This is a genomic window from Limnobacter sp. CACIAM 66H1 (assembly GCF_001601825.1).
GTDB lineage: Bacteria > Pseudomonadota > Gammaproteobacteria > Burkholderiales > Burkholderiaceae_B > Limnobacter.
The window spans coordinates 1-26,203 of sequence record NZ_LUJK01000021.1; the positions used below are offsets into that span (position 1 = coordinate 1).

21 protein-coding genes are annotated in these 26,203 nt (G+C 52.5%); 17 read left to right on the forward strand and 4 right to left on the reverse strand.

Annotation, left to right across the window (positions count from 1 at the left end; genetic code table 11):
• The 8 genes from A0129_RS07790 to bktB form a co-directional block, all read left to right on the forward strand.
• Window positions 1-1,006: RluA family pseudouridine synthase (locus A0129_RS07790; RefSeq protein WP_291713928.1), on the forward strand; the 1,006-nt coding region annotated here is incomplete at its 5' end.
• The gene (locus tag A0129_RS07795) at window positions 990-1,820 is read left to right on the forward strand and encodes a polyphenol oxidase family protein (protein WP_291713930.1); all 831 of its coding nucleotides are present in this window, start codon (window positions 990-992) and stop codon (window positions 1,818-1,820) included. The genes A0129_RS07790 and A0129_RS07795, both read left to right, overlap by 17 nt.
• A 328-nt stretch (window positions 1,821-2,148) precedes the next feature.
• On the forward strand, window positions 2,149-3,987 hold the full coding sequence (locus A0129_RS07805; RefSeq protein ID WP_367189845.1) for a PHA/PHB synthase family protein: 1,839 nt from the start codon (window positions 2,149-2,151) through the stop codon (window positions 3,985-3,987).
• 21 nt (window positions 3,988-4,008) lie between these two features.
• The gene (locus A0129_RS07810; RefSeq protein WP_291713932.1) at window positions 4,009-5,187 is read left to right on the forward strand and encodes an acetyl-CoA C-acetyltransferase; all 1,179 of its coding nucleotides are present in this window, start codon (window positions 4,009-4,011) and stop codon (window positions 5,185-5,187) included.
• A 44-nt stretch (window positions 5,188-5,231) separates the two neighbouring features.
• On the forward strand, window positions 5,232-5,975 hold the full coding sequence (phbB, locus tag A0129_RS07815; protein ID WP_291713934.1) for an acetoacetyl-CoA reductase: 744 nt from the start codon (window positions 5,232-5,234) through the stop codon (window positions 5,973-5,975).
• 206 nt (window positions 5,976-6,181) lie between these two features.
• Window positions 6,182-6,790, forward strand: coding sequence for a polyhydroxyalkanoate synthesis repressor PhaR (phaR, locus tag A0129_RS07820; protein ID WP_291713936.1), 609 nt, complete (start codon window positions 6,182-6,184; stop codon window positions 6,788-6,790).
• A gap of 9 nt (window positions 6,791-6,799) precedes the next feature.
• Complete coding sequence (gene rimO / locus A0129_RS07825) at window positions 6,800-8,161, forward strand: 30S ribosomal protein S12 methylthiotransferase RimO (RefSeq protein WP_291713939.1); 1,362 nt, start codon at window positions 6,800-6,802, stop codon at window positions 8,159-8,161.
• A 31-nt stretch (window positions 8,162-8,192) separates the two neighbouring features.
• Window positions 8,193-9,374, forward strand: coding sequence for a beta-ketothiolase BktB (bktB, locus tag A0129_RS07830; protein WP_291713941.1), 1,182 nt, complete (start codon window positions 8,193-8,195; stop codon window positions 9,372-9,374).
• 57 nt (window positions 9,375-9,431) lie between these two features.
• Here bktB and serB read toward each other — a convergent pair whose 3' ends face one another.
• From serB to mfd, 3 genes are read right to left on the reverse strand one after another with little or no spacing between them, the layout of a single operon-like run.
• A complete protein-coding gene (serB, locus tag A0129_RS07835; RefSeq protein WP_291713942.1) occupies window positions 9,432-10,304 on the reverse strand; it encodes a phosphoserine phosphatase SerB in 873 nt (290 codons plus the stop codon).
• On the reverse strand, window positions 10,301-11,344 hold the full coding sequence (locus tag A0129_RS07840; RefSeq protein WP_291713944.1) for a hypothetical protein: 1,044 nt from the start codon (window positions 11,342-11,344) through the stop codon (window positions 10,301-10,303). Before A0129_RS07840 ends, serB begins: the two co-directional genes overlap by 4 nt.
• A gap of 4 nt (window positions 11,345-11,348) precedes the next feature.
• Complete coding sequence (gene mfd, locus A0129_RS07845) at window positions 11,349-14,813, reverse strand: transcription-repair coupling factor (RefSeq protein WP_291713946.1); 3,465 nt, start codon at window positions 14,811-14,813, stop codon at window positions 11,349-11,351.
• Window positions 14,814-14,938: 125 nt separating this feature from the next.
• Between mfd and ispD the strand changes: the two genes are divergently transcribed.
• The 5 genes from ispD to A0129_RS07870 are packed head-to-tail and all read left to right on the forward strand — an operon-like array spanning window position 14,939 to window position 18,008.
• Window positions 14,939-15,670, forward strand: coding sequence for a 2-C-methyl-D-erythritol 4-phosphate cytidylyltransferase (ispD, locus tag A0129_RS07850; protein WP_291713947.1), 732 nt, complete (start codon window positions 14,939-14,941; stop codon window positions 15,668-15,670).
• A complete protein-coding gene (gene ispF, locus A0129_RS07855; RefSeq protein ID WP_291713949.1) occupies window positions 15,667-16,161 on the forward strand; it encodes a 2-C-methyl-D-erythritol 2,4-cyclodiphosphate synthase in 495 nt (164 codons plus the stop codon). Before ispD ends, ispF begins: the two co-directional genes overlap by 4 nt.
• Complete coding sequence (tsaB, locus tag A0129_RS07860) at window positions 16,161-16,862, forward strand: tRNA (adenosine(37)-N6)-threonylcarbamoyltransferase complex dimerization subunit type 1 TsaB (protein ID WP_291713951.1); 702 nt, start codon at window positions 16,161-16,163, stop codon at window positions 16,860-16,862. The genes ispF and tsaB overlap by 1 nt, the downstream gene beginning before the upstream one ends.
• Window positions 16,849-17,301, forward strand: a complete 453-nt coding sequence (gene rimI, locus A0129_RS07865) for a ribosomal protein S18-alanine N-acetyltransferase (RefSeq protein ID WP_291713953.1) — start codon at window positions 16,849-16,851, stop codon at window positions 17,299-17,301. Before tsaB ends, rimI begins: the two co-directional genes overlap by 14 nt.
• A 5-nt stretch (window positions 17,302-17,306) precedes the next feature.
• A complete protein-coding gene (locus A0129_RS07870) occupies window positions 17,307-18,008 on the forward strand; it encodes a uracil-DNA glycosylase (protein ID WP_291713955.1) in 702 nt (233 codons plus the stop codon).
• Window positions 18,009-18,016: 8 nt separating this feature from the next.
• Here the strand turns inward: A0129_RS07870 and lplT are convergent, their stop codons facing one another.
• Complete coding sequence (gene lplT, locus A0129_RS07875; RefSeq protein ID WP_291713957.1) at window positions 18,017-19,294, reverse strand: lysophospholipid transporter LplT; 1,278 nt, start codon at window positions 19,292-19,294, stop codon at window positions 18,017-18,019.
• A 159-nt stretch (window positions 19,295-19,453) separates the two neighbouring features.
• On the opposite strand from lplT, the gene alr reads away from it, so the two are divergent.
• The 4 genes from alr to A0129_RS07895 all read left to right on the forward strand — a co-directional run bounded on the left by alr (window position 19,454) and on the right by A0129_RS07895 (window position 26,193).
• Window positions 19,454-20,551, forward strand: a complete 1,098-nt coding sequence (alr, locus tag A0129_RS07880; RefSeq protein WP_291713959.1) for an alanine racemase — start codon at window positions 19,454-19,456, stop codon at window positions 20,549-20,551.
• A gap of 21 nt (window positions 20,552-20,572) precedes the next feature.
• On the forward strand, window positions 20,573-21,955 hold the full coding sequence (gene radA, locus A0129_RS07885; protein ID WP_291713961.1) for a DNA repair protein RadA: 1,383 nt from the start codon (window positions 20,573-20,575) through the stop codon (window positions 21,953-21,955).
• 63 nt (window positions 21,956-22,018) lie between these two features.
• On the forward strand, window positions 22,019-23,119 hold the full coding sequence (locus tag A0129_RS07890) for an efflux RND transporter periplasmic adaptor subunit (protein ID WP_291713963.1): 1,101 nt from the start codon (window positions 22,019-22,021) through the stop codon (window positions 23,117-23,119).
• Window positions 23,116-26,193 carry an efflux RND transporter permease subunit gene (locus A0129_RS07895; RefSeq protein WP_291713965.1) on the forward strand — a complete coding sequence of 1,026 codons (3,078 nt, stop codon included), beginning with the start codon at window positions 23,116-23,118 and terminating at the stop codon, window positions 26,191-26,193. The genes A0129_RS07890 and A0129_RS07895 overlap by 4 nt, the downstream gene beginning before the upstream one ends.
• The last annotated feature ends 10 nt before the right edge of the window (window positions 26,194-26,203 follow it).

Below are 26,203 nucleotides of genomic sequence, written 5' to 3' on the forward strand. Positions count from 1 at the left end.
ACGGGTACTGGTCAACGGCGTGGCCGCAGCCAAGGGCAATCAGAAAGTACAGGGCATGGACCGGATTGAGTTGAGCCCTGGGGTTTTGGCCCACATGCAGGCTTTGATTCCCGAGGACATGAACCTGGACATTGTGGCCCGCACCAATGAATACACGGTGGTCAACAAACAGGCTGGTCTGGTAGTTCATCCCGCACCCGGGCACTGGACAGGTACTTTGATGAATGGTCTGTATCACCTGGACCCGGGTTTGATCCATGTGCCCCGTGCCGGGATTGTGCACCGCCTTGACGCAGACACCACTGGTTTGATGGTCGTGGCTCGGACTGCAGAAACCCAGGTAAAACTGGTTCAAATGCTGCAAGCCCGCATCGTGAAACGTGTTTACCTTGCCTTGGTGTGGGGTCGAATTGCAAATCCTTTGACTGTAAATAACCCCCTGGGCCGCGACCCGCGTAATCGTCTGCGTATGGCGGTGGTCGATCACGGTAAGCCCGCGGTAACCCACTTCACCCCGGTCGCCTTTGGTGAGCTTCTCGAGGTGCCAGTCACCTTGATGGTGTGTCGTCTTGAAACGGGGCGAACCCATCAAATTCGCGTGCATGCCCAGCATGCAGGTTTTGCTTTGGTGGCCGATCCGGTTTACAAAATCAAAGGCGCTGGCAGTCACTCTGCCTTGCGACTCTCCTCAATTGAATTGCCCAATGGCGAGAAGTTCGAACGCCAAGCCCTGCATGCCACACACCTTAGCTTCCCCGATCCTGCTTATTTTCATGTGCAAGGGGCTGATGAAGCGGCTGAAGATTGGGACGAGAGCCTCGGAAATCATGAATGGCCGGAGTATGTAGCAAAGGCCCCCGAGGATTTGCGCTTGTTGGGTGAAATGGCTGGCATCGATTTCCACAGCGACGATGTAAAAGAGGCAGTATTGGAGGAAGCTCACCAACACAAAGCGTCGGTGCTGGTGCGTTTTGACGAAGACGATGATCTTGAAGAAATTGAATAATGAAGTTCCTGTCTCCCAGCTTGGCCCAGACTGGGAGGGTGTCAGGGTACTGGTGACGGAAACCGGGTTTGATAATCCACAGCCTGATGCCAGCCCTTATGGTTTCAATTTGGGTACGCATGTCGGGGATAGCCTCGCCCATGTTCAAGTTCGGCGCCGTTCTGTTGAGAGAGAAATGGGTGCTCCTGTGCTGTGGTTAAACCAGGTGCACGGTTGTGAAGTGTTCGAGGCAAAGCTTGCAAGCGATGCCATCTCATCTGGCATGACACCACCTGTCGCGGATGCCTCAGTCAGTGTCAATTGCGACTTGACCTTGGCGATCATGACCGCAGACTGTTTGCCCGTCGTTTTTGTGGCCTTCAGCAGTTCCGGCAAAGCCTTGGGGGTTGCGGCAGCCCATGCTGGCTGGCGAGGCTTGCATGCGGGTGTTTTACTGGCAAGCGCAAAAGCGTTGAGTCACGCCTGCGAGGTTCCTCTCATTCAAATCAAGGCCTGGATGGGGCCTGCCATTGGGCCTGAGTCCTTCGAGGTTGGGGCAGAGGTGCTTCACGCTTTTGTTCAGCAAAATCCAAAGGCCATTGAGTGCTTCAAGCCCAGCGATGTGTCAAATGAAAAGCCGGAAAAATATCTGGCTGACCTTTATGCATTGGCCCGTCTCGCACTGAGCGAGTTGGGTGATGCCAATATTGAAGGTGGTGGCTGGGACACGGTCACCGATCCGCGCTGGTTTTCTCATCGGCGGGGGCAACAGCAGGGGGTTCAGTCTGGGCGTTTTGCAACGCTAATTCGGCTTCTTCCTGAGCACGCCGCTTGAGTCTTCTTGACTTCGTTCCCATCAAATAGGCCAGCACGGCACAGGGTAGCGCACCGTAAAACAGGAATGTGACAATTCCAGCCACGAAGTTTGTTTCAGTGGCCGCCATCAGCGTGACCACATACATCCAGCCAATAATAACGATGTACATCTTAGAGAACTCAAGGGTGAAGCGAATACACTGCAGATGGTGCATTAAATTGGGCTGATCAGCAAACAGTAAGGGTCAGAGGCATACAATTATTTGACAAGTCAAAATGTTGCGGTGCACAATATCGCAAAGGCCGACGAGCCAAGGGAGCATATCGCTTCCACAAAGGAGAGGAAGGTGAACAAACAAATAACAGACTTCAATGAGGTCTTGGGCCAGCTATTGCCCGTCGCTGAACAAATGCAGCAGCAAATGCAGGCCCAGTTTCAACAAGCCATGGGTGCCTTTGGCCAGTTTGGATCGTTGCCAGGTCTGCAGGCCACTGCGCCATTGCAAAATGCCACCATGGGTGCAATACAGCCGTTCATGAATTCCATCATGGGGGCTTGTCAGGCGGCTCTTAGCCAAATTCCAGTCCATTCTCTGGGGCAAATTCAAACTGAATACGCTGCCGAGTTGTCGGCATTAATGGCCTCTGCGTTTTCCAACTTGCCCAATCCGGAGGGCAAATCCGCACAGGCAGTGCCGCTAGACGCCTGGATTGAAGGTGACAAGCGATTTGCTTCAGCAGATTGGCATGATCACGGTATTTATGAGTTTACCGCGGCGATGTATTCGTTGAATGCCCGCTTCACGAAACGAATTGTAGAGCTGGTGCCAGACAGCAGCCCGGAAAAACGGAAGGTGGAGTACGCAGTTGAGCAAATTGTGGATGCGCTGAGCCCTTCGAATTTTTTCGTGACCAATCCCGAAGCACAAAAGAAACTGTTGGAAACCAAGGGTGAAAGCCTGACGCAGGCTATTCAAAACCTGATGGCCGACATGCAGAAAGGCCGCATTTCCCAAACCGATGAAAGTGCGTTTGAGGTGGGCGTCAACGTGGCCACCACGCCCGGTGAGGTGGTGTTTGAATGCGATTACTTTCAGCTTTTGCAATACAAGCCCACCACCGAAAAGGTGGGCAAACAACCTATGTTGTTCGTACCGCCGTGTATCAACAAGTACTACATTCTCGATCTTCAGCCCAGCAACTCCCTGGTGAATTTCGTGGTGGGGCAAGGTCACACGCTTTTCCTGGTGTCGTGGAAAAACCCGACTGAAGCGGAAGGACATTTCACTTGGGATGGCTACGTCGAAGATGGCGTGATCAAATCCATTGAGGTGGTCAAAGCAATTTCCAAACAGCCCAAGCTAAACGTGCTTGGCTTCTGTGTGGGTGGCACGCTTCTGGCAACTGCACTGTCAACCTTGGCCAATCGTGGTGATGACAGCGTGAACAGTGTCACGTTTTTGACCACTTTGCTTGATTTCACTGACACAGGTGCCTTGGGTGTGTTTGTTGATGAAGAGCAGGTAAAAGCGCGAGAGGAAAGTATCGGTAAGGGTGGCGTAATGCCTGGAAAAGATTTGTCCAGTGCATTTTCATCCTTGCGCCCGAACGATTTGATCTGGAACTATGTGGTGAACAATTACCTGAAAGGTGAAAAGCCACCTGTGTTCGATTTGTTGTACTGGAACAGTGACAGCACCAATTTGCCTGGCCCCATGTTTGCTTGGTACCTGCGCAACACTTACCTGGAAAACAAGGTGTGCCAACCCGGAAAGGCAATGGTGTGTGGCCTGCCTGTTGATTTGGGTTTGATCGACGTGCCTGTTTACATTTTGGCAACGCGGGAAGACCACATTGTGCCGTGGACCAGTGCATTTCAAACTAGTCATTTGGTGGGTGGTGAATCCCGTTTTGTGTTGGGTGCCAGCGGGCATATTGCGGGTGTCATTAACCCGGCCAACAAAAACAAGCGCAATTACTGGGTGTGTGAGGGCGAAATTCCTGAAACACCTGAAAAGTGGTTCAAGAAAGCCAAGGAAGTGCCGGGCAGTTGGTGGAATGATTGGGCCAAGTGGCTTGAGCCCATGAAAGGTGGCGAAGTCAAGGCACCCACCAAACTTGGAAATGCCAAATACAAACCCATTGAGCCCGCGCCTGGACGATACGTCAAACAGCGAGCCGTATAAAAACCTGTAAGGAGAGTTGACATGACTGAAGTGGTAATTGTGGCTGCGGGCCGGACCGCACTGGGCAAGTTTGGTGGATCACTTGCCAAAATTTCTGCACCGGAATTGGGTGCGCATGTAATCAAGGGGTTGCTCGAAAAAACCGGGGTGAAGGGTGAGCAGATTTCCGAAGTAATTTTGGGTCAGGTACTCACCGCGGGTTCCGGGCAAAACCCGGCGCGTCAGGCGGTGATCAAGGCGGGTTTGCCGGTTGGCGTGCCTGCCTTGACGATCAACAAGGTGTGTGGTTCTGGTCTGAAGGCCGTGATGCTGGGCGCTCAGGCAATTGCATGTGGCGACGCCGAAATCGTCATTGCCGGTGGGCAGGAAAATATGAGTGCCGCACCTCATGTGATGATGGGCAGCCGCGATGGCTTCCGCATGGGCGATGCCAAGCTGGTGGACAGCATGATCGTGGATGGCTTGTGGGACGTTTACAACCAATACCACATGGGTATTACTGCCGAGAATGTGGCTGAGAAATATGGTGTCAACCGAGCCGAGCAAGATGAGTTTGCCGTCAAAAGCCAGAACAAGGCTGAGGCCGCCATCAAGGCGGGCAAGTTCAAAGATGAAATTTTCCCGCTGAGTATTCCCCAGCGCAAAGGCGACCCCTTGGTGTTTGACACCGACGAATTTCCGCGCTTGGGTGCCACTTTGGACAATATGACAGCCTTGAAACCCGCTTTTAAAAAGGACGGTAGCGTGACTGCAGCCAATGCATCGGGTTTGAACGATGGCGCGGCGGCTGTGATGCTGATGAGCGCGTCCAAAGCCAAAGAACTTGGGCTGCCAGTGTTGGCGAAGATTGCAGCGTATGCGAGTGCTGGCCTGGATCCTACAATCATGGGCATGGGACCAGTTCCTGCTTCCAAAAAATGTTTGGAAAAAGCGGGTTGGACAGCGGCCGACCTGGACCTGATGGAGATCAACGAAGCATTTGCTGCGCAAGCCTGTGCGGTGAACAAGGAAATGGGTTGGGATACGGCCAAAATCAATGTGAATGGTGGTGCGATCGCGCTGGGTCACCCCATCGGCGCCTCTGGTTGTCGAGTGCTGGTTAGCCTGATCCATGAAATGAACAAGCGTGATGCCAAAAAGGGTCTGGCTTCCCTGTGCATTGGCGGTGGCATGGGTGTCGCTTTGGCTGTGTCGCGATAAAGCCTGGAATTTAAATCAATATAAATAGAGAAGGGATGTGAATCATGAGTGAACCAAAAGTAGCGTACGTGACAGGTGGTATGGGCGGTATTGGAACTGCCATTTGCAAGAAACTGTGCGAGCAGGGCTACCGCGTGATTGCCGGTTGTGGCCCCAATTCACCCCGCAAAGAAAAATGGCTGGGTGAAATGCGCAGCGCAGGTTACGAAGTATATGCAAGCGAGGGCAACGTGGCCGATTGGGACAGCACGGTGGCAGCATTTGAAAAAGTCAAAGCTGAGCACGGCACGGTGTCAATTCTGGTGAACAACGCTGGTATTACCCGCGACGGCACCTTTGTGAAAATGAGTCGTGATGATTGGTCTGCCGTGATCGACACTAATTTGAATTCGCTGTTTAACGTGACCAAGCAGGTGATCGGCGGCATGGTTGAACAGGGCTTTGGTCGCATTATCAATATTTCTTCGGTGAACGGGCAGAAAGGACAGTTTGGTCAAACCAACTATTCCACAGCCAAGGCCGGTTTGCGTGGTTTTACCATGGCGCTTGCTCAGGAAGTGGCTTCCAAAGGTGTAACGGTTAATACCGTTTCTCCCGGCTACATTGGTACCGACATGGTTCGTGCCATTCGCCCCGATGTGCTGGAAAAAATCGTGAACACCATTCCAGTCAAGCGTTTGGGCACACCTGAAGAAATCGCATCGATTTGCGCCTGGTTGGCTTCTGAAGACTCCGGATTCTCAACCGGTGCCGACTTTTCACTCAATGGCGGCTTGCACATGGGTTAATCCTTGGTGCATTTTCGGCAACCAAGTGCCAAAAAGGCGGTATGATGTTGCACTGCACGTTGAAAAAGCGTGCAGTGCTTTGTTTTTTGTAAGTGCTTGTTTGTGCTGGGTTGTTTGACAGCCAGCAACACCGGGGCACTGGCATCCAGACCACCCACCCACGCAGGTGCGGCGGCGTATAACACTACAAGAAAGAGATGAGAGGCATGGCTGAAGCAACACGACTGATCAAAAAGTATCCGAACCGACGCTTGTACGACACTCAAACCAGCAGTTACATCACCTTGGGCGATGTGAAGCTATTGGTGCTGGAAAACGAAGGCTTTCAAGTCGTGGATGCGAAAAGTGGTGAAGACCTGACCCGAAGTATTTTGCTCCAGATCATTCTGGAGGAAGAAACAGCGGGAGTTCCCATTTTCACCTCACCCATGCTTTCGCAGATCATTCGGTTTTACGGCAATGCGATGCAGGGCATCATGGGCACCTTTCTTGAAAAGAATCTGCAAGCTTTTATGGATATCCAGAATAGTTTTCAGGATCAAGGCAAGAATGTTGCGGACGGCAGCCAGTTTGCCAACCCGGAATTGTGGTCACAGTTCATGAGTGTTCAAACGCCCGTCATTCAAAGCATGATGAGCAACTACATCGAACAAAGCAAAAACATGTTTGTGCAAATGCAGGATCAGTTTCAAAACCAGACCCGCAACATGTTCACAAACTTTGGATTTCCCAACCCGGGCGAGTTTCCGGGCATGAGTGGCATGCCAGGTATGCCCGGTGCCAACAAAGCAAAGCCGGACTCTACAAAAAAGTAACACCTGACCATGCAAGACGACACCTTCTCTGCCAAGCGCCCACCGAGTGTGGGCTTTGTTTCTTTGGGTTGCCCAAAGGCCCTCGTGGATTCCGAAAGAATTCTGACCCAACTGAAAGTTGAGGGGTACAACGTGTCTGCCTCCTATGAAGGCGCGGACCTTATTGTTGTGAACACCTGTGGTTTTATTGACAGTGCCGTGCAGGAAAGCCTCGATGCAATTGGCGAAGCCATGCATGCCAATGGCAAGGTAATCGTGACAGGTTGCCTGGGTGCTAAAAACGGAAATGAAGGCAAGGAACTGATCACCAGCCTGCACCCCAAGGTGCTGGCTGTTACGGGCCCGCATGCCACTGAAGAGGTGATGCAGGCAGTGCACATACATCTGCCCAAGCCACATGACCCTTTCATCGACCTGGTGCCCGACCATGGCGTGAAACTAACCCCAAAGCATTACGCTTACCTGAAAATTTCAGAGGGCTGTAATCACCGTTGTACCTTCTGCATCATCCCAAGTATGCGAGGCGATTTGGTGTCACGCCCAATCGGTGAAGTAATTCGTGAAGCAGAGAGCCTGAAAAAATCGGGTGTGAAGGAATTGCTGGTGGTGAGCCAGGACACTTCCGCTTATGGGGTGGATTTGAAATACCGGACCGACTTTGTGAATGGTCGCCCCGTAAAAACACAGTTTCAGCAACTGGCTGAAGAGTTGGGTGAACTGGGTATTTGGGTGCGCATGCACTATGTGTACCCATATCCCCATGTGGACCGCGTGGTACCTTTGATGGCTGAAGGCAAAATTTTGCCGTATCTGGACATTCCATTCCAGCATTCACACCCCGATGTCTTGAAGCGTATGAAGCGGCCCGCCAGCGGGGAGCGCAACATCGAGCGCATTCGCGCATGGCGTGAAACCTGCCCGGACATTACCTTGCGCAGTACGTTCATTACAGGCTTCCCTGGTGAAACGGAAGACGAGTTCAAGCACTTGCTCGATTTTATTGAAGAAGCTCAACTGGACCGTGTGGGTGTGTTTGCCTATTCACCCGTGGACGGTGCCGTGGCCAATGCCTTGGAAAACCCGGTACCCGAAGAGGTGAAGGAAGAGCGCCGTGCGCGTTTGATGGCCTTGCAGGAAAAGATTTCACTCAACCGAAACGAAGCCAAGTTGGGCAAAGTGATGCAAGTGTTAGTTGATGAAACCGACGAAGAGGGCATTGTGGCGCGCAGCAAAGCCGATGCCCCTGAAATTGATGGCAATGTGTTTATACCCATGCCAGAGGACAAGGCGCGGCAACCCAAGCCGGGCGACTTGATTAATGTGCTGATCGATGACTGTGATGAACACGACCTGTGGGGCCGAATCGTTTAACTAAGTCGTTTAATAACAAGGAGATAGAAAAATGACGCGTGAAGTGGTAGTGGTAGCCGGTGTACGCACCGCAGTGGGCGACTTTGGTGGAAGTTTGAAAGACTTTTCCCCAACGCAGTTGGGCGCCATGGTAGTGAAGGAAGTGGTTGCGCGCGCAGGTGTAAGCGCTGACCAGGTTGGCCATGTGGTGTTTGGGCATGTGGTGAATTCTGAGCCGCGTGACATGTATTTGTCGCGTGTTGCTGCCATTGAAGGTGGTCTGGACAAATCGACGCCAGCGCTCACGCTGAACCGCCTGTGTGGTTCTGGCCTTCAAGCCATTGTGACTGCGGCTCAAAGCATTATGCTGGGTGACGCCGATGTGGCCATTGGAGGCGGTGCTGAAAGCATGAGCAAAGCCCCCTACATTTTGCCCGCCGCCCGCTGGGGTGCACGCATGGGCGACATGAAAGGCATCGACATGATGGTGGGCGCTTTGCACGACCCTTTCCATGTAATTCACATGGGCGTGACTGCGGAGAACGTGGCCAAGGAATTCAATGTAAGCCGTGAAGACCAGGACGCCTTGGCAGTTGAAAGCCACAAGCGTGCGGCCAATGCGATTGCCAATGGTTATTTCAAAGAGCAGATTTTGCCGATTGAAATCAAGAGCAAGAAAGGTCCGGTGATGTTTGACACCGACGAGCATGTTCGCGGTGACGCCACTCTGGAAGGCATGGCTAAACTGCGTGCCGTTTTTCAGAAAGATGGCACCGTGACTGCTGGCAACGCCTCTGGTTTGAACGATGGTGCAGGCGCCGTGCTGTTGATGGAACGAAGCGCAGCAGAAAAGGCGGGTAAGAAGCCCATGGCCCGTTTGGTGGCCTATGCCAACACCGGCGTAGAGCCAACCATCATGGGTATTGGCCCAGTGTCAGCAACCAAAAAAGCCTTGGCCAAAGCGGGCTTGAAGATTGAAGACATGGACGTGGTTGAAGCGAATGAGGCGTTTGCAGCGCAGGCTTGCGCCGTGACCAAAGAGTTGGGCATGGACCCAGCCAAGGTCAACCCAAATGGTTCTGGCATTTCAATTGGTCACCCCATTGGCGCAACAGGCGCAATTATTACCGTGAAAGCCCTGTATGAATTGCAGCGTATTCAAGGTCGTTATGCACTGGTGACGATGTGTATTGGTGGTGGTCAGGGTATTGCTGCGATTTTTGAGCGGATGTAAGGACAGGATGTTGGTGCGCCTGCCTTTTTTGGGCAAGCGCGCCATCCGCGTTCCACGTTAAATATTCGCCTCAAACCATTTGCATATTGTGTCCAACCCGCCGTGGTTGATGCAAAAATCTGTTTTCTCCTGCACCACTGGCTTGGCATGAAAAGCCACGCTGGCACCTGAAATTTCCATCATTTTCAAATCGTTCGATCCATCGCCCACCACAATGGCGCGTGAGGGCTCGCAGCCCAATATTGTGCAGGTTTCCAACACGGTTTCGCGTTTTACTTCTGCATCCACAATGGTGCCCAGCACACGGCCTGTCAAATGCCCATCTACAATTTCAAGTGTGTTGGAGCGGGTGTAATCCAGCCCCAATACTTCTTTCATTTTGTCTGTGAAAAATGTGAAGCCACCACTGACCAACAATGTTTTCCACTTGTTTGCTTTGGCATACGCTATCAGTTCTTCTGCGCCCGGTGATAAGCGCAGGCGTTCTTCAAATACGGATTGCAGGCAGCTTTCCGGCACGCCCTTGAGCAAGGCCACGCGGCGGTTCAGGCTTTCAGAAAAATCTTTGATCTCGCCGCGCATGGCAGCTTCGGTAATTTCTGAAACCTCTTTTTTCTTGCCCGCAAAGTCGGCAATTTCATCGATGCATTCAATGGTAATCAAGGTGCTGTCCATGTCCATGGCCAGCAGCTTGAATTCATTGGCCTGAAACTCGGCCTCCAGAATTGCAAAATCGAATTGATGTGTACGTGCCAACGGTCGCAAGGTGTCGGTGATTGCAGCTTTGGGCAGGGTATAGGCTTCTGGAATTTCGATGCATGCCTGGTGATTCAGCACCTCAACACCCAAGGTTGGAAGGCTCAGTGCATCCAGGGCTGTGTGCACTTGTGCTGTGCTTAAAGTTTGCGAGGAAAAGAATAGTCGGCTCATGGTGTGCTCTCCGTGGGTTGCGCGGATTCTACCTTGTCAGTTGCAGGAATGTTGCCGGCGGGCTCTTGAAGTTGTGCCAAGAGTTCAATCGAGGGTTTGTGACCCCGTTGCGCCGCAAGGTTTAACCATTGTAACCCCAAGGGCTTGTTGACAGGAAATCGGGTTCCTTCATGGAGCAGGCTGCCCAGGAGATACATGGATTCAAGCTCACCCTGTTGCGCGGCTGCGTTGAGCAGGGCCAGTACGGCAGGGTCTTCGGGTTGCAGGGGCACTTCATTTTTCAACACCAACTCGGCCAACTCGTGGCTTGCCTTTGGATGATTCAAGCGCGCAGCACGCCTTATCCAAAACATGCGGTCTTCACCTTCAAATTTGCTCAATCGGTAGCGCGCGTTGGCGTCGCCAGCATTGGCCAGGGTGTATAGCAGGCGTTTTTTCTGTTCGCAGAATTCGTTGTTGGGACAGTAAACCTCTTCTTTGCCTTGGTCGAGTCGCTTTAAAGCGTAATGTGTGCAGGGCAGGTGTACTTCTGCGCAGGAATCAAGATGCTGCTGGGCTTCAATTTTACTGTGTCCGAATGGGCTCTCCAATTGGCTTTCAAGCACGGTTTTTGAATACAGCAATTGCGATGGGTGGTGTTGGTCTCGCGATGCGCGACGCAACCAACCCATACCCTCGGTTAACTGTTTGTTCAAATCGCTTTGACTGGCGTTGAATACATCAAGCAACAGCAATTGCCCCAGATAATATTGAGCAGGAGTATGGTTTTGTAGGGCTGCTTTACCCAGCCACACGCGTGCAACTTTCAGGTCGCGCTCTACCACATCGCCGCGTAAGCGCATCAGCCCAAGTGTGGTTTGTACCTCAGCATCGCCCGCTTCGGCCTTTGGTAGAAGCGCTTTGTACACGGTCATCCCAGCATCGCCAGCCGTCGGGCTTTCCGCTGCTTTGGCGGTGGCTGCATTGAGAATCGCACAGCCAAGAAGCGCTGCGCCCAACAAGTGCAACCAAATTTGGTGTCTGCCAGCGTTGTGGGTCATGAATTCAAGCCAGTTGTTTGATCAAACCTTTGAGAAACTGTACACGGTCGCTGACTTTCGGGAAACTGCGTGTGATCCGCAAGCGTTCAGCACCAGCCAGTTTCATGTCCTTTTCTTTTTGAATCATCAAGATAATTTTGCCCGCATCCACATTCGGTTGGGTATCAAACTGCACCACCGTTGCGTCGGTGGAGCTGTCAATTTTTGCAATGCCCAGTGGTTTGGCCAGAATGCGTAGACGGTGCGTTTCCAGCAGTGCCGTGGCTGCGTCAGGCAATTTGCCAAAACGGTCAATCAATTCCTCTTGTACCTCTGAAATAAAGTCCATTTCTTCTGTGCTGGCGAGGCGCTTGTACAGCGTAAGACGCTCATGTACATCGGGGCAGTAATCCTCCGGTAGCAGGGCAGGGGTGTGGAGGTTAATTTCTACCGTGGCGTTCAGCGGTGCGGTTAAATCGGGCTCTTTACCTGCGCGCAAACTGCGTACGGCGTGGTTCAGCATATCGGTGTACATTTGAAAACCCACTTCGTGCACATTGCCGCTCTGGTTGGCGCCCAGCACTTCACCAGCGCCACGAATTTCAAGGTCATGCATGGCCAGGTAAAAACCGCTGCCAAGGTCTTCCATCATGGTAATGGCTTCGAGGCGACGCTCGGCATTTTTGCTCAAACCTTCTTCATTGTTCACCATCATGTAGGCGTAGGCCTGGTGGTGGCTTCGCCCAACCCGGCCGCGCAGCTGGTGCAATTGTGCCAAGCCGAATTTATCCGCGCGATGAATGACAATGGTGTTGGCGGTGGGTACATCAATACCGGTTTCAATAATGGTGGTGCACAACAACACGTTGAAGCGCTGTTGATAAAAATCGCGCATCACACGTTCAAGGTCGCGTTCGTTCATTTGCCCGTGGGCAATCCCGATTCGTGCTTCGGGCAGTATTCTCTCAAGCGCTTCTCGGCGGTTTTCAATCGTGTCCACTTCATTGTGAAGGTAGTAAACCTGCCCACCACGTTTCAATTCACGCAGCACGGCTTCACGAATGACACTGTCGGTTTCGCGGCGCACAAAGGTTTTAATGGACAGGCGGCGTTGTGGTGCGGTGGCAATCACCGAAAAATCTCGAATGCCTTCCATGCTCATCGCCAGGGTGCGAGGAATGGGTGTTGCGGTCAGAGTAAGCACATCTACTTCAGCACGCAGATTTTTCAGCGCTTCTTTTTGGCGCACACCAAAACGATGTTCTTCATCAATAATTACCAAGCCAAGGCGTGAAAACTCCACCTCGGAGCTCAGCACCTTGTGGGTTCCTATAATGATGTCGGCACGCCCACTGTTGATTAATTCAACTGCATCCCGAATTTCCTTGGGCGATTTGAAACGCGACAATTCAACCACCTTCACAGGCCAGTCCGAAAACCGGTCTGAGAAGGTCTGAAAATGTTGTTCAGCAAGCAATGTGGTGGGTGCCAGCAGCACCACCTGTTTGCCATCCATTACGCTGACGAAAGCAGCACGCAAGGCTACTTCGGTTTTTCCAAAGCCCACATCGCCGCACACCAGGCGGTCCATGGGGCGAGGTGAGGTCATGTCGGCAATGACGGCTCGAATCGCAGCGGCCTGGTCAGCGGTTTCTTCAAAACCGAATTTTTCAACAAAGGCTTCGTAGTCGCCAATGCTTAACTTGAATTCATGGCCTTTGCGCAGCGCGCGGCGGGCATAAAGGTTGAGCAATTCGGCCGCGGTGTCGCGCACCATTTTTGCCGCTTTCTTTTTTGCCTTTTCCCATTGGCCTGAACCCAGGGCATGTACTGGCGCATTTTCCGGGTCAGCGCCGCTATAGCGGGCAATCACATGCAGTTGGGCGACCGGCACAAACAGGTTTGAACCATTGGCATATTCAAGGTGCAGGAATTCAGATGCGCCTTCACCAAGGTCCATGCTGATCAGACCTTTGTAGCGGCCTATGCCATGCTGCTGGTGCACTACCGGATCGCCAATTTTCAGTTCAGACAAATCGCGAATCATGGATTCAACGTTGCTTTGCCTTTCCTGTTGCCTGCGTGCGCCGCGGCGGCGGGGTGAGAGCGAGAATAATTCTGCTTCCGTGACGAACGCCACTTGCGCTTCCAGCCCGCGGTGTACGCCAAATCCTTGGTCGAGCACTGCAGTGCACAGTACAAAACGTTCGCCACTTTCTAGTGCACCTTGCAGTGTTTCTGTTTGGTGGGGCTTTAGTTTGTGTTCCAGAAAATACTGGTTCAGGGTTTCGCGGCGACCATCGCTTGGTGCCACCATGATGACTTGTTTGTAGCTTCCTGCACCCGTTCGTTCTACCAGGTTGCGGAACTTGAAAATTGGATCGTCGGCTTTGCGATCTGCAGCCAGGTCGGGCAGCAGCGCGCCGCTGTATTCCGGCACCAGGGCGTTCTTGGATGCCGACAAATTTACGCGTGCAGCATTCTCGAAACTACTGAAGAATTCAGTGGCATTCAGGTAAATTTCGGAAGGTCGTAGAATAGGGCGTTGAATGTCTTTCGAAAGAAAATCGAAACGGCTTTGTGTGTCAGCCCAAAATGTTTGCAAGGCTTGGTCGACGTCGCCATGTTGAATAAACACCAGTTCTTTTTTGGGCAGGTAATCAATAAGGCTGGCGGTGTTCTCAAAAAACAGGGGCAGGTAATACTCAATGCCTGCGCTGGCCACGCCCGTGCCCATATCTCGGTAAATGGACACCTTGGAAGGGTCACCTTCGAAACGTTCCCGCCATTTGCTGCGAAATTGCGCACGGCTTTGTTCATCCATGGGGTATTCGCGGCCAGGTAGCAGGCGCATTTCCCGCACGGGGTACAGGCTGCGTTGGGTGTCTACATCGAATGTTTTGATGGATTCAATTTCATCATCAAACAAATCAATTCGAAACGGCAATGCAGTGCCGGTTGCAAACAGGTCGATAATGCCGCCGCGAATACAGTATTCACCGGGTGTCATGACCTGTGAAACATGGTTATAACCCGCAATCGTCAACTGCTCACGCAGCTTCTTTTCATTCAGTTTGTCGCCCGTTTTGAAGTAGAAAGTACTGCCAGCCAAAAACGAAGGGGGTGCCAGTTTCTGGATGGCAGTGCTGGCCGCTGTAATCAACACATCCAGATCACCACGCTGGGTTTGGTAAAGCGTGGCGAGTCGTTCGGATACCAAGTCTTGGTGGGCTGACAAACTGTCGTAGGGCAGTGTTTCCCAGTCAGGCAGGTAATGCACTTTTAATGCGGGTGCAAACAAGGCGATTTCTTCTTGTAGGCGTGTGGCGTCGTGTGGGTTGGCGCAGGTAATCAGGCAAAGTTTGTCCAGTGTCTTTGCCTGGGTACACAGTTGCGCCAACAAAAACGCATCAGCGCTGCCTGGTGGGTGCGCCAAGCTGAGCCTGTGGCCGCTGGTTAGCTGAAAAGAAGAAGTAAAATATGACAGCATAAGGTTCGCCCGCTTGGATACAACAACCATGCTGGTTTTCCAGTGGGCGTCAAGTTCGGGTTTTGGGTCGATGAATCAAGGCCCGTATTATACGGCGGCAAGTACCCGCATAGGAACAGGCTTTCATGGCAAAAACTGCCAAGTATTTTGGATTGGTGCCCGCAGGTGGGGCGGGTCGTCGCTTCGGTGGCGCCATTCCCAAGCAATATACGATACTGGGCGCTAAAACAGTGCTGGAGCACAGCGTAGGGGCATTGTTGGCTGACCCGCGCGTGGAAAAGGTGTTCGTGGTTGTTGCAAGTGATGATTCCGCAGCGATGAAGCTGTTTCAGGGCAACAGCCAGGTTATCTGCCTGCCCTTGGGGGGACAGGAACGCGTGAATAGCGTGCTCAATGGCCTGAACCATTTGCTTGAAAATTTACTGGTGGGTGAAACCGATTGGGTTTTGGTGCACGATGCCGCGCGGCCTGGCTTGAGCGCTGCCGCGTTGAAACGCCTGATTGATGAGGGCAGTGAACACATTGCGGGCGCGTTGTTGGCTGTGCCTGTGGCGGATACCTTGAAGAGAACCAGCTTGGCCCAAGAAGGCGAAGTGATTGCTCAACACACGGTGCCCAGAGACCACTTGTGGGCGGCGCAGACGCCGCAAATGTTTCGGGCGCAGGCGCTTAGCATGGCTATTTCCGAGTGCTTGTACAAAGGTGCCCAGTTAACCGACGATGCCAGTGCGATTGAAACCCTGGGCATTGGTCCCCTGATCGTTCCGGGGCATGTGGAAAACATGAAAATTACCCAAGCCGAAGATTTGCGGACAGTGGCCAGATTGCTTGGTTTGCATCAGGAGAATTTTGAATGAGTGAAATTGGCCGCTTGAGAGTGGGGCAGGGGTATGACGTACATCGCCTGGTCGAAGGGCGTCGGCTGATTTTGGGCGGAGTACACATTCCTTCCGAGCTCGGTTTGCTGGGTCATTCCGATGCAGATGCGCTGTTGCACGCCATTACTGATGCAATTCTGGGCGCTTGCGCGATGGGCGATATTGGCACTCATTTTTCAGACACAGACCCACAGTTTGAAGGGGCTGATAGCGGCATCCTATTAAAAAACGTGATCGAGAAGGCCGGACGTAAGGGGTTTACCTTGATCAATATCGATTCCACTCTGATTTGCCAAAGCCCAAAGCTTGCCCCTCACATGGCAGCCATGCATTCAAGTTTAAGCAGCCTTTGTGGCTTGCCACTGGATGCAGTCAACATCAAGGCCAAAACCAACGAAAAACTGGGTTACCTTGGTCGCAAGGAGGCCATTGAGGCGCAGGCTGTGGTGCTGATGGTGAAGGGTGAGTGATGGCTTCCCGTTTTATTTTGGCGATCAGTACCAGTTCCGGTGTTGCCAAGGTGGTGGCCACCACTGAACCGCATGGATCCGATTCGCTGGGTGCTGGCCTGTTTGGTTTTGAAATTGTGGATTACAAAAGCCAGTCTGCCCAATTGCTGCCCATGATTCGGCAACACCTTGAACAATCTGGGGCAAAGCCCGCCCAGTGTGCAGCGATTGCCGTAGATATTGGCCCAGGTGGCTTTACCAGCTTGCGCACAGCATGTGGTATTGCCCAAGGTCTGGCTGTGGCCTGGCAAGTACCCGCTGTGCCGTTGACCAGCTTTGAATGCATGTTGCCCGAACAGTACAGTGATCAGTCGTTCACACTATTGATTGATGCGCGTTTGAATGAAATCTATGCCGCTCGCATTCGGCGGACTTCGAAGGGTACGGAGTGGTTGGATCCTCCCCATTTGTTGGCCATGGATGAATTTCAGAACATTCAAGGGCCTGCTGTGTGTGATGCCCATTTGTATGCTCAGCGAGCAAACCCCGGTAAAGGCATTGAGCCTGGGGTAGTCTGTGCAACTCGCTTGGCACAGTTGGCCTGGCAAGAGTTTGCGGCAGGTCGAGTGGTTGCGCCGTTTGACTGTCAGCCTTTGTATGTTCGCGACAAGGTCGCCCAAACCACCACTGAACGATTGGCGTTGAAGCATGGCGTTATTTAGTATTCGACCCATGACAGAGGCCGATGTGCCTGCTGTAATTCTGGTTGAGAACCAGATTTACGAGTTTCCCTGGACAGACCGGAATTTTCTGGACTCTTTGCGGGCGGGTTATCACATGCACTGCATGTGGTTGGATGAGCAACTTGCAGGATACATCGTGATGATGCACGTGGTGGATGAATACCACTTGCTGAACATCTCTATTCGTGCCGATTTGCAAGGCATGGGGCACGGCAAGCACTTGTTGCAATGGGGCATTGGTCAGGCCAAACTGGCCAATGCAACCGGCATGTTGCTAGAGGTCAGACCCAGCAATGTGACTGCAAAAAACCTGTATGAGAAAGAGGGGTTCAAACTGATTGGGGCCCGCAAGAATTACTACCCGTCTCAACTGGGCCGCGAAGACGCCTTGGTGATGTTCAAACGATTTACAGGTTGACCGGAATGACAAGCACTCGAAGCAAAGCTGATCTGTTCAATGCCATGGGTATCGGCCCAGTGTGGGAATTGCGGAAACAGGAAAGCGAGTCAAAGCCATCCGCGATGGCAAGTGGCGTGGCGTTTGACGAAATGTCGACAGCAGCACCTTCGCTTGAATCGCTGCGGGAAAGTGTAGCTACGTGCAAACAATGCGGTTTGTGCGAAACCCGCAAGCAAACCGTGTTTGCCGATGGCGTACCCCATGCCCCCTTGATGGTGGTGGGGGAGGGGCCAGGCGTGGAGGAGGATGCGACCGGTCTGCCATTTGTGGGCAAGTCAGGGCAGTTGTTGGACCGCATGCTGAAAGCGATTGGCGCAAGCCGTACAACCAACACCTACATTGCCAATGTGGTGAAGTGTCACCCGCCGGGCAACCGCAATCCTGAGCAGGCAGAAATTGAACAATGTTCGCCCTATCTGGTTCAGCAAATCAAGGCAAGTGGACCCAAAGTGTTGTTGCTGGTTGGGCGCTTTGCAATTCAAACTCTTCTGAATACAAAAAAGCCAGTGGGCGACTTGCGGGGCGTGGTTCACCTAGTGAGCCTGGATGGTCTTGATATTCCCGCCGTAGTGACCTACCACCCCGCGTATTTATTGCGCAGACCTGAGGAAAAATCAAAAGCGTGGGACGATTTGTTGTTGCTGAAACAGCAAGGTTTGATTTAAGCCATCTGTCACAGAGGTACGCCCACAGGGCGGTCCTCTCCAATTCTGGCTTCCACATTGTACAGTCGCTGGTTGCGACGGTGCCAAAGAATCACGAGGAGCATGGTGGCCATTACAAAACCACCGAACATCAAGATCACATTGTTCACGTGAACGTCGAAGCTGATCAAGATGGCGTAAATGCCAAGCATGGTCAACACTGAAATGTTCTCATTGAAGTTTTGAATGGCAATTGACCGGCCTGCGCTCATCAGTACATGGCCACGGTGTTGCAGCAGAGCATTCATGGGTACTACGAAAAATCCGCTGAGCGCGCCGATCACCGTAATCAGCAGGTAGGCCATGCCTTGATTGTTCACCAACACCATGGTCATGCACACGATGCCCATCAGGATACCCATAGGCAGCACCAACATCGATTTTTTCAGGGGAATCATCTTGGCCGCGGCGACAGCACCAGCGGCTACGCCAAATGCACACACCCCTTGCAGAATTGCGCCTTTGTCCAAGGGCAGGCCCAAGGCACTTTCAGCCCATTTCAGCACGATAAACTGAAGCGTGGCTCCAGCGCCCCAAAACAAAGTAGTCACTGCCAGTGAAATCTGGCCCAACTTGTCGTTCCACAACTGTTTCACACAGCCGTAGAACTTGCGAGTCATGATGATTGGATGATTTAACTGGGGTTCGTAACGCGCCCCAGTGTCAGGGATTTTGAAATTGAAAATGGCTGCGATCAGATAACCCGCAGTGATCACAAAAATGGCAGCCTCGGCTGGCGTATCCATATTGTCCGTGACACCCGGAATATGCAGTTGCATCAGATATTGGCTAGTACCCGGCGCAATCAATATGCCGCCAAGCACGGTGCCTAGAATAATCGACAGCACGGTGAGTCCTTCAATCCAGCCATTGGCTTCTACAAGCCTGTCGTGAGGTAGCAATTCAGTCAGGATGCCGTACTTGGCGGGTGAGTAGGCTGCGGCACCCAATCCAACCACCGCATAGGAGATCAGGGGGTGCACACCAAAAAACATCATCAGGCACCCAACGATTTTGATCGAGTTGGTGATCAGCATGACTCTGCCTTTCGGCAACGTGTCAGCAAAACCGCCCACAAAGGGTGCCAAAAGCACATAGGACACCACAAAGAAGAGTTTCAATAACGGCGTCATCCAGTCAGGCGACTGAATTTGAAACAGCAATGCGATCGCCGCAATCAAAAGTGCGTTGTCTGCGAGCGACGAGAAAAACTGCGCCGCCATGATGGTGTAAAAGCCGGGTTTCATTCAACTGTGAATTGAGCGAAATCCATTTAGTGCGATTTCGCCGTTTCGCTGCTCGTTCAACGGTGTTGAGGCGTTATATCATATCCAGACGCTTCGCGTATTAAGCAATGCCTTTTTTACGAAGTTCAAGCCAACCCTTAAATCACCTGTTTCCCGCCCATGCCTCGACCCATACGTGCAGCAGTCAATCCTGCAGCCATCTCCGCCAACATCAAAAGAATCAAGGAATTATTGGGCCCTGTGAAGTTGATGCCTGTGGTTAAAGCCAATGGCTATGGACATGGCTTGGAGAGAATCATTGATGGTTTGAAACAAGCCGACGCTTTGGCCATTTTGGAAATAGATGGTGCAGCGCGATTGCGCAATTTGGGCTGGAATAAGCCAATTGTGTTGCTCGAAGGCTGTTTTGATCAGGCCGATTTGGCGAAGGCTGAGAAACTGGGTTGTGACTGGGTTGTTCACAATCAGAACCAGTTGGATGATCTGGAGGTTGTTGCGCGTCACATGCCGACCCACAAGCCTCGAATTTTCTTGAAGTTGAACACCGGCATGAATCGCTTGGGTTTTCAGCCAGTTGACGCCAAATCTGCCATTCAATGGCTCGATGAATTCACCCTGAAACACGATTGGCCCACACCAGTTTTGATGACGCACTTTGCCAATGCAGACGAAGCTGAACCCAGGAGTCGCTTGCCTTTCGTCCAGCACCAGCATCAAACCTTGCTGGGCTTAAAGCCCGCGCATTGGCAAAGCAGTTTGGCCAATTCTGCGGGTAGTTTGAATTTTCCGATGCTCGCAGGTGATATTGCCCGCCCGGGCATTGCGATCTATGGAGCTACCCCTGGCCCCAACGCGGCCGCCAATTATGGATTGAAGCCGGCGATGACTTTCAGCAGCGAGATCATTTCGATCCAAAACGTGAGGAAAGGCGACCGGGTTGGTTACGGTTCTCGGTGGGAGGCTCGTGACAGTGGCCGAATCGCTGTGGTGGCCTGCGGTTATGCAGATGGCTACCCCCGTCATGCGCCGGATGGAACTCCCACTTACGTAGAAGGACATGTGGCACCGGTCGCCGGCCGAGTATCGATGGACATGATGACCATCGATGTCAGTCACATTCCGAATGCTGAGGTCGGCAGTGTGGTTGAGTTGTGGGGCGAACACATTCCTGTTGATGTTGTGGCCGACCGCTGTGGCACCATTGGCTATGAATTGTTGTGCGCGATTGCCCCTCGCGTGCCATTTTTAGAAGCCTAGTCGCTGAAGGGACATGCTGTTTTGGTTAAAAGTAAAAGTCAATATCAATGCACTGAATGCGGTGCGGTGTTTGCCAAATGGCAGGGTCAGTGCACGGATTGCAGCAGTTGGAATACTTTGGTGGAGTCGGTTGTTAGCAACGCTGCGCCTCCAAAACACAGTCGCTTCGCAGCGCTGGCTGCGCAAAGCAGCAGTGTAATCAGGCTTTCCGAAATTCAGGCGCAAGACCACCCGCGTTTCAGCAGTGGTGTACCCGAATTTGATCGTGTGCTGGGCGGCGGCATGGTCCCGGGTATGGTGGTATTGCTCGGCGGCGATCCTGGCATTGGTAAATCCACCTTGCTCTTGCAGTCCATGGTGACGCTGGCCAAAACCACATCGGCTTTGTATGTTAGCGGTGAAGAATCTGCCGGGCAGATTGCCCTGCGCGCCCAACGGCTTGGGCTGGAACACACCAACCTGAATGTACTGACAGAAATTCAGCTGGAGCAAATTGTTGCCCAGCTTGAAACGCACAAACCTCAAGTGTTGGTGATTGACTCCATTCAAACCCTGTACACCAGCGAGTTGAGCGCTGCGCCGGGATCGGTCAGCCAGGTACGCGAATGTGCAAGCCAGCTGACACGGCTTGCAAAGGCCATGGGGATTACCACCATTTTGGTGGGCCATGTCACCAAAGAGGGCACACTGGCCGGGCCGCGTGTGCTTGAACACATTGTCGACACGGTCCTTTATTTCGAAGGGGATTCACAATCTTCATTCCGTCTGGTGCGCGCATTTAAAAACCGGTTTGGTGCAGTGAATGAGCTGGGTGTGTTTGCCATGACTGACCGTGGTTTGAAAGGCGTTAACAACCCCTCAGCCCTGTTTTTGTCGCAGACCGCTGAATGGGTGGCCGGTTCCTGTGTAATGTGCACGCAAGAAGGCGCCAGGCCATTGCTGGTTGAAATTCAGGCCTTGGTGGATTCCTCACATTCACCATCACCGCGCAGGTTATCGGTTGGGCTTGAACAAAACCGCTTGGCCATGTTGTTGGCGGTGATGCATCGCCACGCGGGTCTGCAGTTTTTTGATCAGGATATTTTTATCAATGCAGTGGGCGGTGTGCGAATTTCAGAACCTGCTGCCGATCTTGCAATTGTTCTGGCGATGGTCTCGTCGCTGAGAAACAAACGTTTGCCCAAAGAGTTGGTGGTGTTTGGCGAAATCGGCTTGTCTGGTGAATTGCGCCCGGCGCCGCGTGGGCAGGAAAGGCTGCGCGAAGCTGCCAAACTCGGCTTTACCCATGCGATTGTGCCTGCGAGCAACGCACCCAAGCAGCCCATAGACGGAATTGAAGTGATTGGCGTGGATCGCGTGGAGAAGGCGCTTGCCGCGCTGAGAGACAAGCTGGATTGCTTTTGACTTGACCTGTGATTGATACGACAATTGCGCAGATAACTATAAATTCACTCTATTGAGCGATCCATGTCCAAAAGCCGTTTATTCCTGCCTGTTGTGTGGGCCACCGTGGGCTCGCTTATGCTGGCAGCCTGTTCCCGACCTGAAATAGACACCACTGAGGTGATTAGACCTGTTCGGGTGTTGGAACTTCAGGCTGGAGGCAGCACTTTTGAAGAAAGTTTTCCCGGTCAAATCGAACCTCGTTTTCAGGCAAAACTCAGCTTTCAAGTGGGTGGGAAATTGGCGTCGCGCCTGGTGGACATTGGAGACAAGGTTTCCAAAGGTCAGGTACTGGCCAAAATTGATCCTCAGGATTTGAGTCTTGCCTTGCAGGCAGCTCAGGCGCAATTCGATGCCGCAGCCACAGAGCATGCTCAGTTGAAAACTGATCTGGACCGAGCCAAGACCCTGAAACAACAAAATTTTATCAGTCAGGCCGAGCTTGATCGTCGACAACTGGCCTTCGATGCTGCGGGCAGTCGCTTGAGTCAGGCTCGCGCCCAGTTGAGTGCGCAGGCCAATCAGCGGGAATATGGCGATCTGCGTGCTCCGGGCAGTGGTGTCATTTCCAGTGTGTATGCCGAAGTAGGGCAGGTGTTGGCGCCCGGCCAGGCTGTGGTCCAGTGGGCTGATGAGAATGATGTCCAGGTCAGCATGGCCGTACCCGAGAGCCGGGTCAGTGCGATCAAGCCTGGTCAGGATGCGCGCGTCTTGCTTTGGTCTGGTCAACAGTCTTTGGATGCAAAAGTGCGGGAAGTTTCCCCGGTGGCAGATCCGGTGACACGCACGTTTGCGGTGTTACTGGATCTCAACGACCCAGCCAGAATATCCCGTTTTGGAATGAGTGCGACAGTGCAGTTTTCAACTGCCGTCAAGTCGACCGCATTCAAGCTTCCAATTTCAGCCCTGGTGGCTGAGCACACTGGTGCTTTCGTGTGGGTATTCGATGAAAAACAGGGTGTGGTCAACAAACGGATTGTTCAACCCCATGACGTCTCTGAAAGCGACTTTCTGGTCAAAGACGGCCTAAACAATGGCGAGTTGATTGTCACTGCCGGCACCCATGTTCTGAACGAAGGCCAAAAGGTTCGTCGCTTCATCGAAACGAGCGACCTTTCAAAATGAGAAAAATCAACCTATCGCGTTGGGCGCTTGAGAACCAGCCATTGGTTCGTTATCTCTTGGCCGTGTTCATTTTCGCCGGAGTCGCTGCATTTTTCTCTTTGGGTCAGGAAGAGGACCCGCCCTTCGTGTTTCGAGGCATGGTGGTGCGTGCTTACTGGCCAGGTGCAACAGCGATGCAAATGGGTCAACAGGTGGCCGACCCGATCGAAAAGGTGATTCAGGAAATTCCTTACGCCTACAAAATTCGCTCGTATTCCAAGCCTGGTGAAACCGTCATTTTTCTTCAACTGGACGATAGCGCGCCGCCCAAGCAAGTGTCCGACATCTGGTACACCACTCGAAAACGGGTCAGCGACATGGCCGGAACACTGCCGCGTGGTGTGGTAGGGCCATTTTTCAACGATGAGTTTGGCGACACTTTTGGGGTGTTGCTTGCATTCTCTGCAGATGGATTCAAGTACGCGGAGCTTAAGGACTTCGTGACACAGGTACGTCAGGAAATGCTCAAAGTGCCTGATGTGGCCAAGGTGCAGTTATTTGGCGTTCAACCAGAGAAAGTGTTTATCGACGTCTCGCATTACAAAATCGCGCAATTGGGTATTTCCGCGCAAGACATTTTCAATCAAATCAACAGCCAGAATGCCGTGACTTCTCAGGGTGTTTTGAGCCTGGATGATCAAAAAGTGTGGTCAAGGGTACAGGGTCAGTTTGAGTCTATTGAAGATCTTGCCAACCTGCCGATTCGGGCGGGAAAGAACACACTCCTGCTCAAAGACATCGCCCATGTTCATCGCGGCTATCAAGATCCGCCGGTGTCCAAAATGCGCTTCAATGGCAAAGAGGTGATCGGCTTGGGGATTTCCATGGTCAATGGTGGCGATATCATCCGCCTTGGCCAAGAACTGGAAAAAGTTGAGCGCCGCATACTGGCTGAACTTCCCGTAGGCATTGAGCTTCAGCGCGTGGCAGATCAGCCCAAATCAGTCAGTACCTCGGTCAATGAGTTTGTGAAAGTACTGATTGAGGCGATTGTGATTGTGCTGGCAGTCAGCTTTTTGAGTTTGGGGCTGCACAGCAAACCTTTTCGAATTGACACCCGACCGGGCTTGGTCGTTGCGCTGACCATTCCTCTTGTGCTGGCACTTACCTTTTTGGCGATGTCGTTTTTCAACATTAACCTGCACAAAATTTCGCTGGGCGCGCTGATTATCGCCCTGGGTTTGTTGGTGGACGACGCAATCATCGCGGTTGAAATGATGGTTCGCAAGCTTGAAGAGGGTTATTCGCGTTTTGACGCGGCTATTTTTGCTTACGACTCCACAGCGATTCCCATGCTGACAGGCACCTTGATTACAGCAGTGGGCTTTCTGCCCATTGCCTTGGCGCAATCGGCAGCGGGGGAATACACCTATTCAATTTTTGCGGTGACCGCCATTGCCTTGGTGTTGTCTTGGTTTGTCGCAGTTATTTTTGTGCCTTACATTGGCTATTGGTTGCTTAAAAAGCCAAAAGACGGTCAAGGCCACACGGAGGTGTTCGACACACCGTTTTATCAGCGATTCCGTCGCTGGATTGAGGTGTGCGTTAACCACCGCTGGATCACAATATCGGTCACCGTGCTGGCTTTTATCGGTGGCGGCTATTCTTTCAAATTCATTGAACAGCAGTTTTTCCCTGATTCCAATCGACTGGAAATCATGGTGAATTTGTGGTTGCCCGAGGGCACCGCATTTGAGGAAACTGAAAAACAGGCGATCAAGCTTGAGCAGTGGTTGGCCAAGCAACCCGAAGTGCAGGGCTATGCCAGTTTTGTGGGTGATGGCGCGCCGCGTTTTTACCTGTCGCTGGATCAAAAATTTGTGCAAAGCAATTTGGCCGAGTTGATTGTCATTCCCAAAACATTCGAAGACCGGGAAATACTTCGGGGCAAACTGAAAGCGCATCTGGAAGGTAACTTCCCCGACATTCGCCCGCGAATTACCTTGTTGCCCAACGGCCCGCCCGTCACTTATCCCGTTCAGTTTGTGGTGCAGGGCCCGGATCCCCGCGTGGTGCGAGTGGTGGCCGACAAGGTGAAAGAGGCGGTTGCCTCCAGCGAATACACTCGCGGCACGCACGACAACTGGAATGAAAACATCAAGGTGATGAAGGTTGAGGTAGACCAGGCCCGCGCACGCGCTTTGGGGGTTAGCAGCCAAAGTATTGCGGAGTCCTCGCATGTCATTTTGTCAGGCGCAACCATTGGGCAGTACCGGGAAAATAATCGCCTGATCGATATTGTGTTTCGCAACCCTGAAAGCGAACGCGACACCCTGGCTGAACTCATGAATGCCAACGTTCCCACAGCAAGTGGTGCCTATGTTCCCTTGTCCCAAGTGGGCAATGTCACCATGAGCTTTGAGCCTGGTGTTATTTGGCGTGAGGGCGGTGAGTTTGGAATTACTGTAAAGGCCGATGTGGTCTCCGGTATTCAGGGTACTACTGTGGCTTTGGCCATGAACAAGGCCCTCGACCCTCTTCGCGCAGAGTTACCGCTGGGTGTCTCGGTGAATCTGGATGGCCTTGCCGCTGACTCTGGCAAGGCCCAGCAGTCGATCATGGCCAATGTGCCTTTGATGCTGTTTATTGTGCTTACCTTGCTGATGTTGCAACTGAAAAGCTTTGGCCGGACCTTGCTGGTCTACTTCACCGGCCCGTTGGGCATTATCGGTGCAGCTTTGGCCTTGATCATCACCGCACGCCCGTTTGGTTTCGTCGCACAACTGGGCGTGATTGCCTTGTTCGGGATGATCATTCGAAATTCGGTTATTTTGGTGGACCAAATCGAGCAAGACAGGGCGGCTGGCGTAGATCCCCATGAGGCCATCATTGGCTCGACCATTCGGCGCTCTCGACCAATTTTACTGACTGCAGCGGCTGCCGTACTGGCCATGATCCCATTAATGCGTTCGCAGTTTTGGGGGCCCATGGCGGTGGCGATTATGGGTGGGTTGATTGTGGCTACTCTGTTAACCCTGTTTTTCCTGCCAGCGCTGTACGCTGCAGCTTATCGAATTCGCAAACCCAAGTTGTAAACCGGGGCCG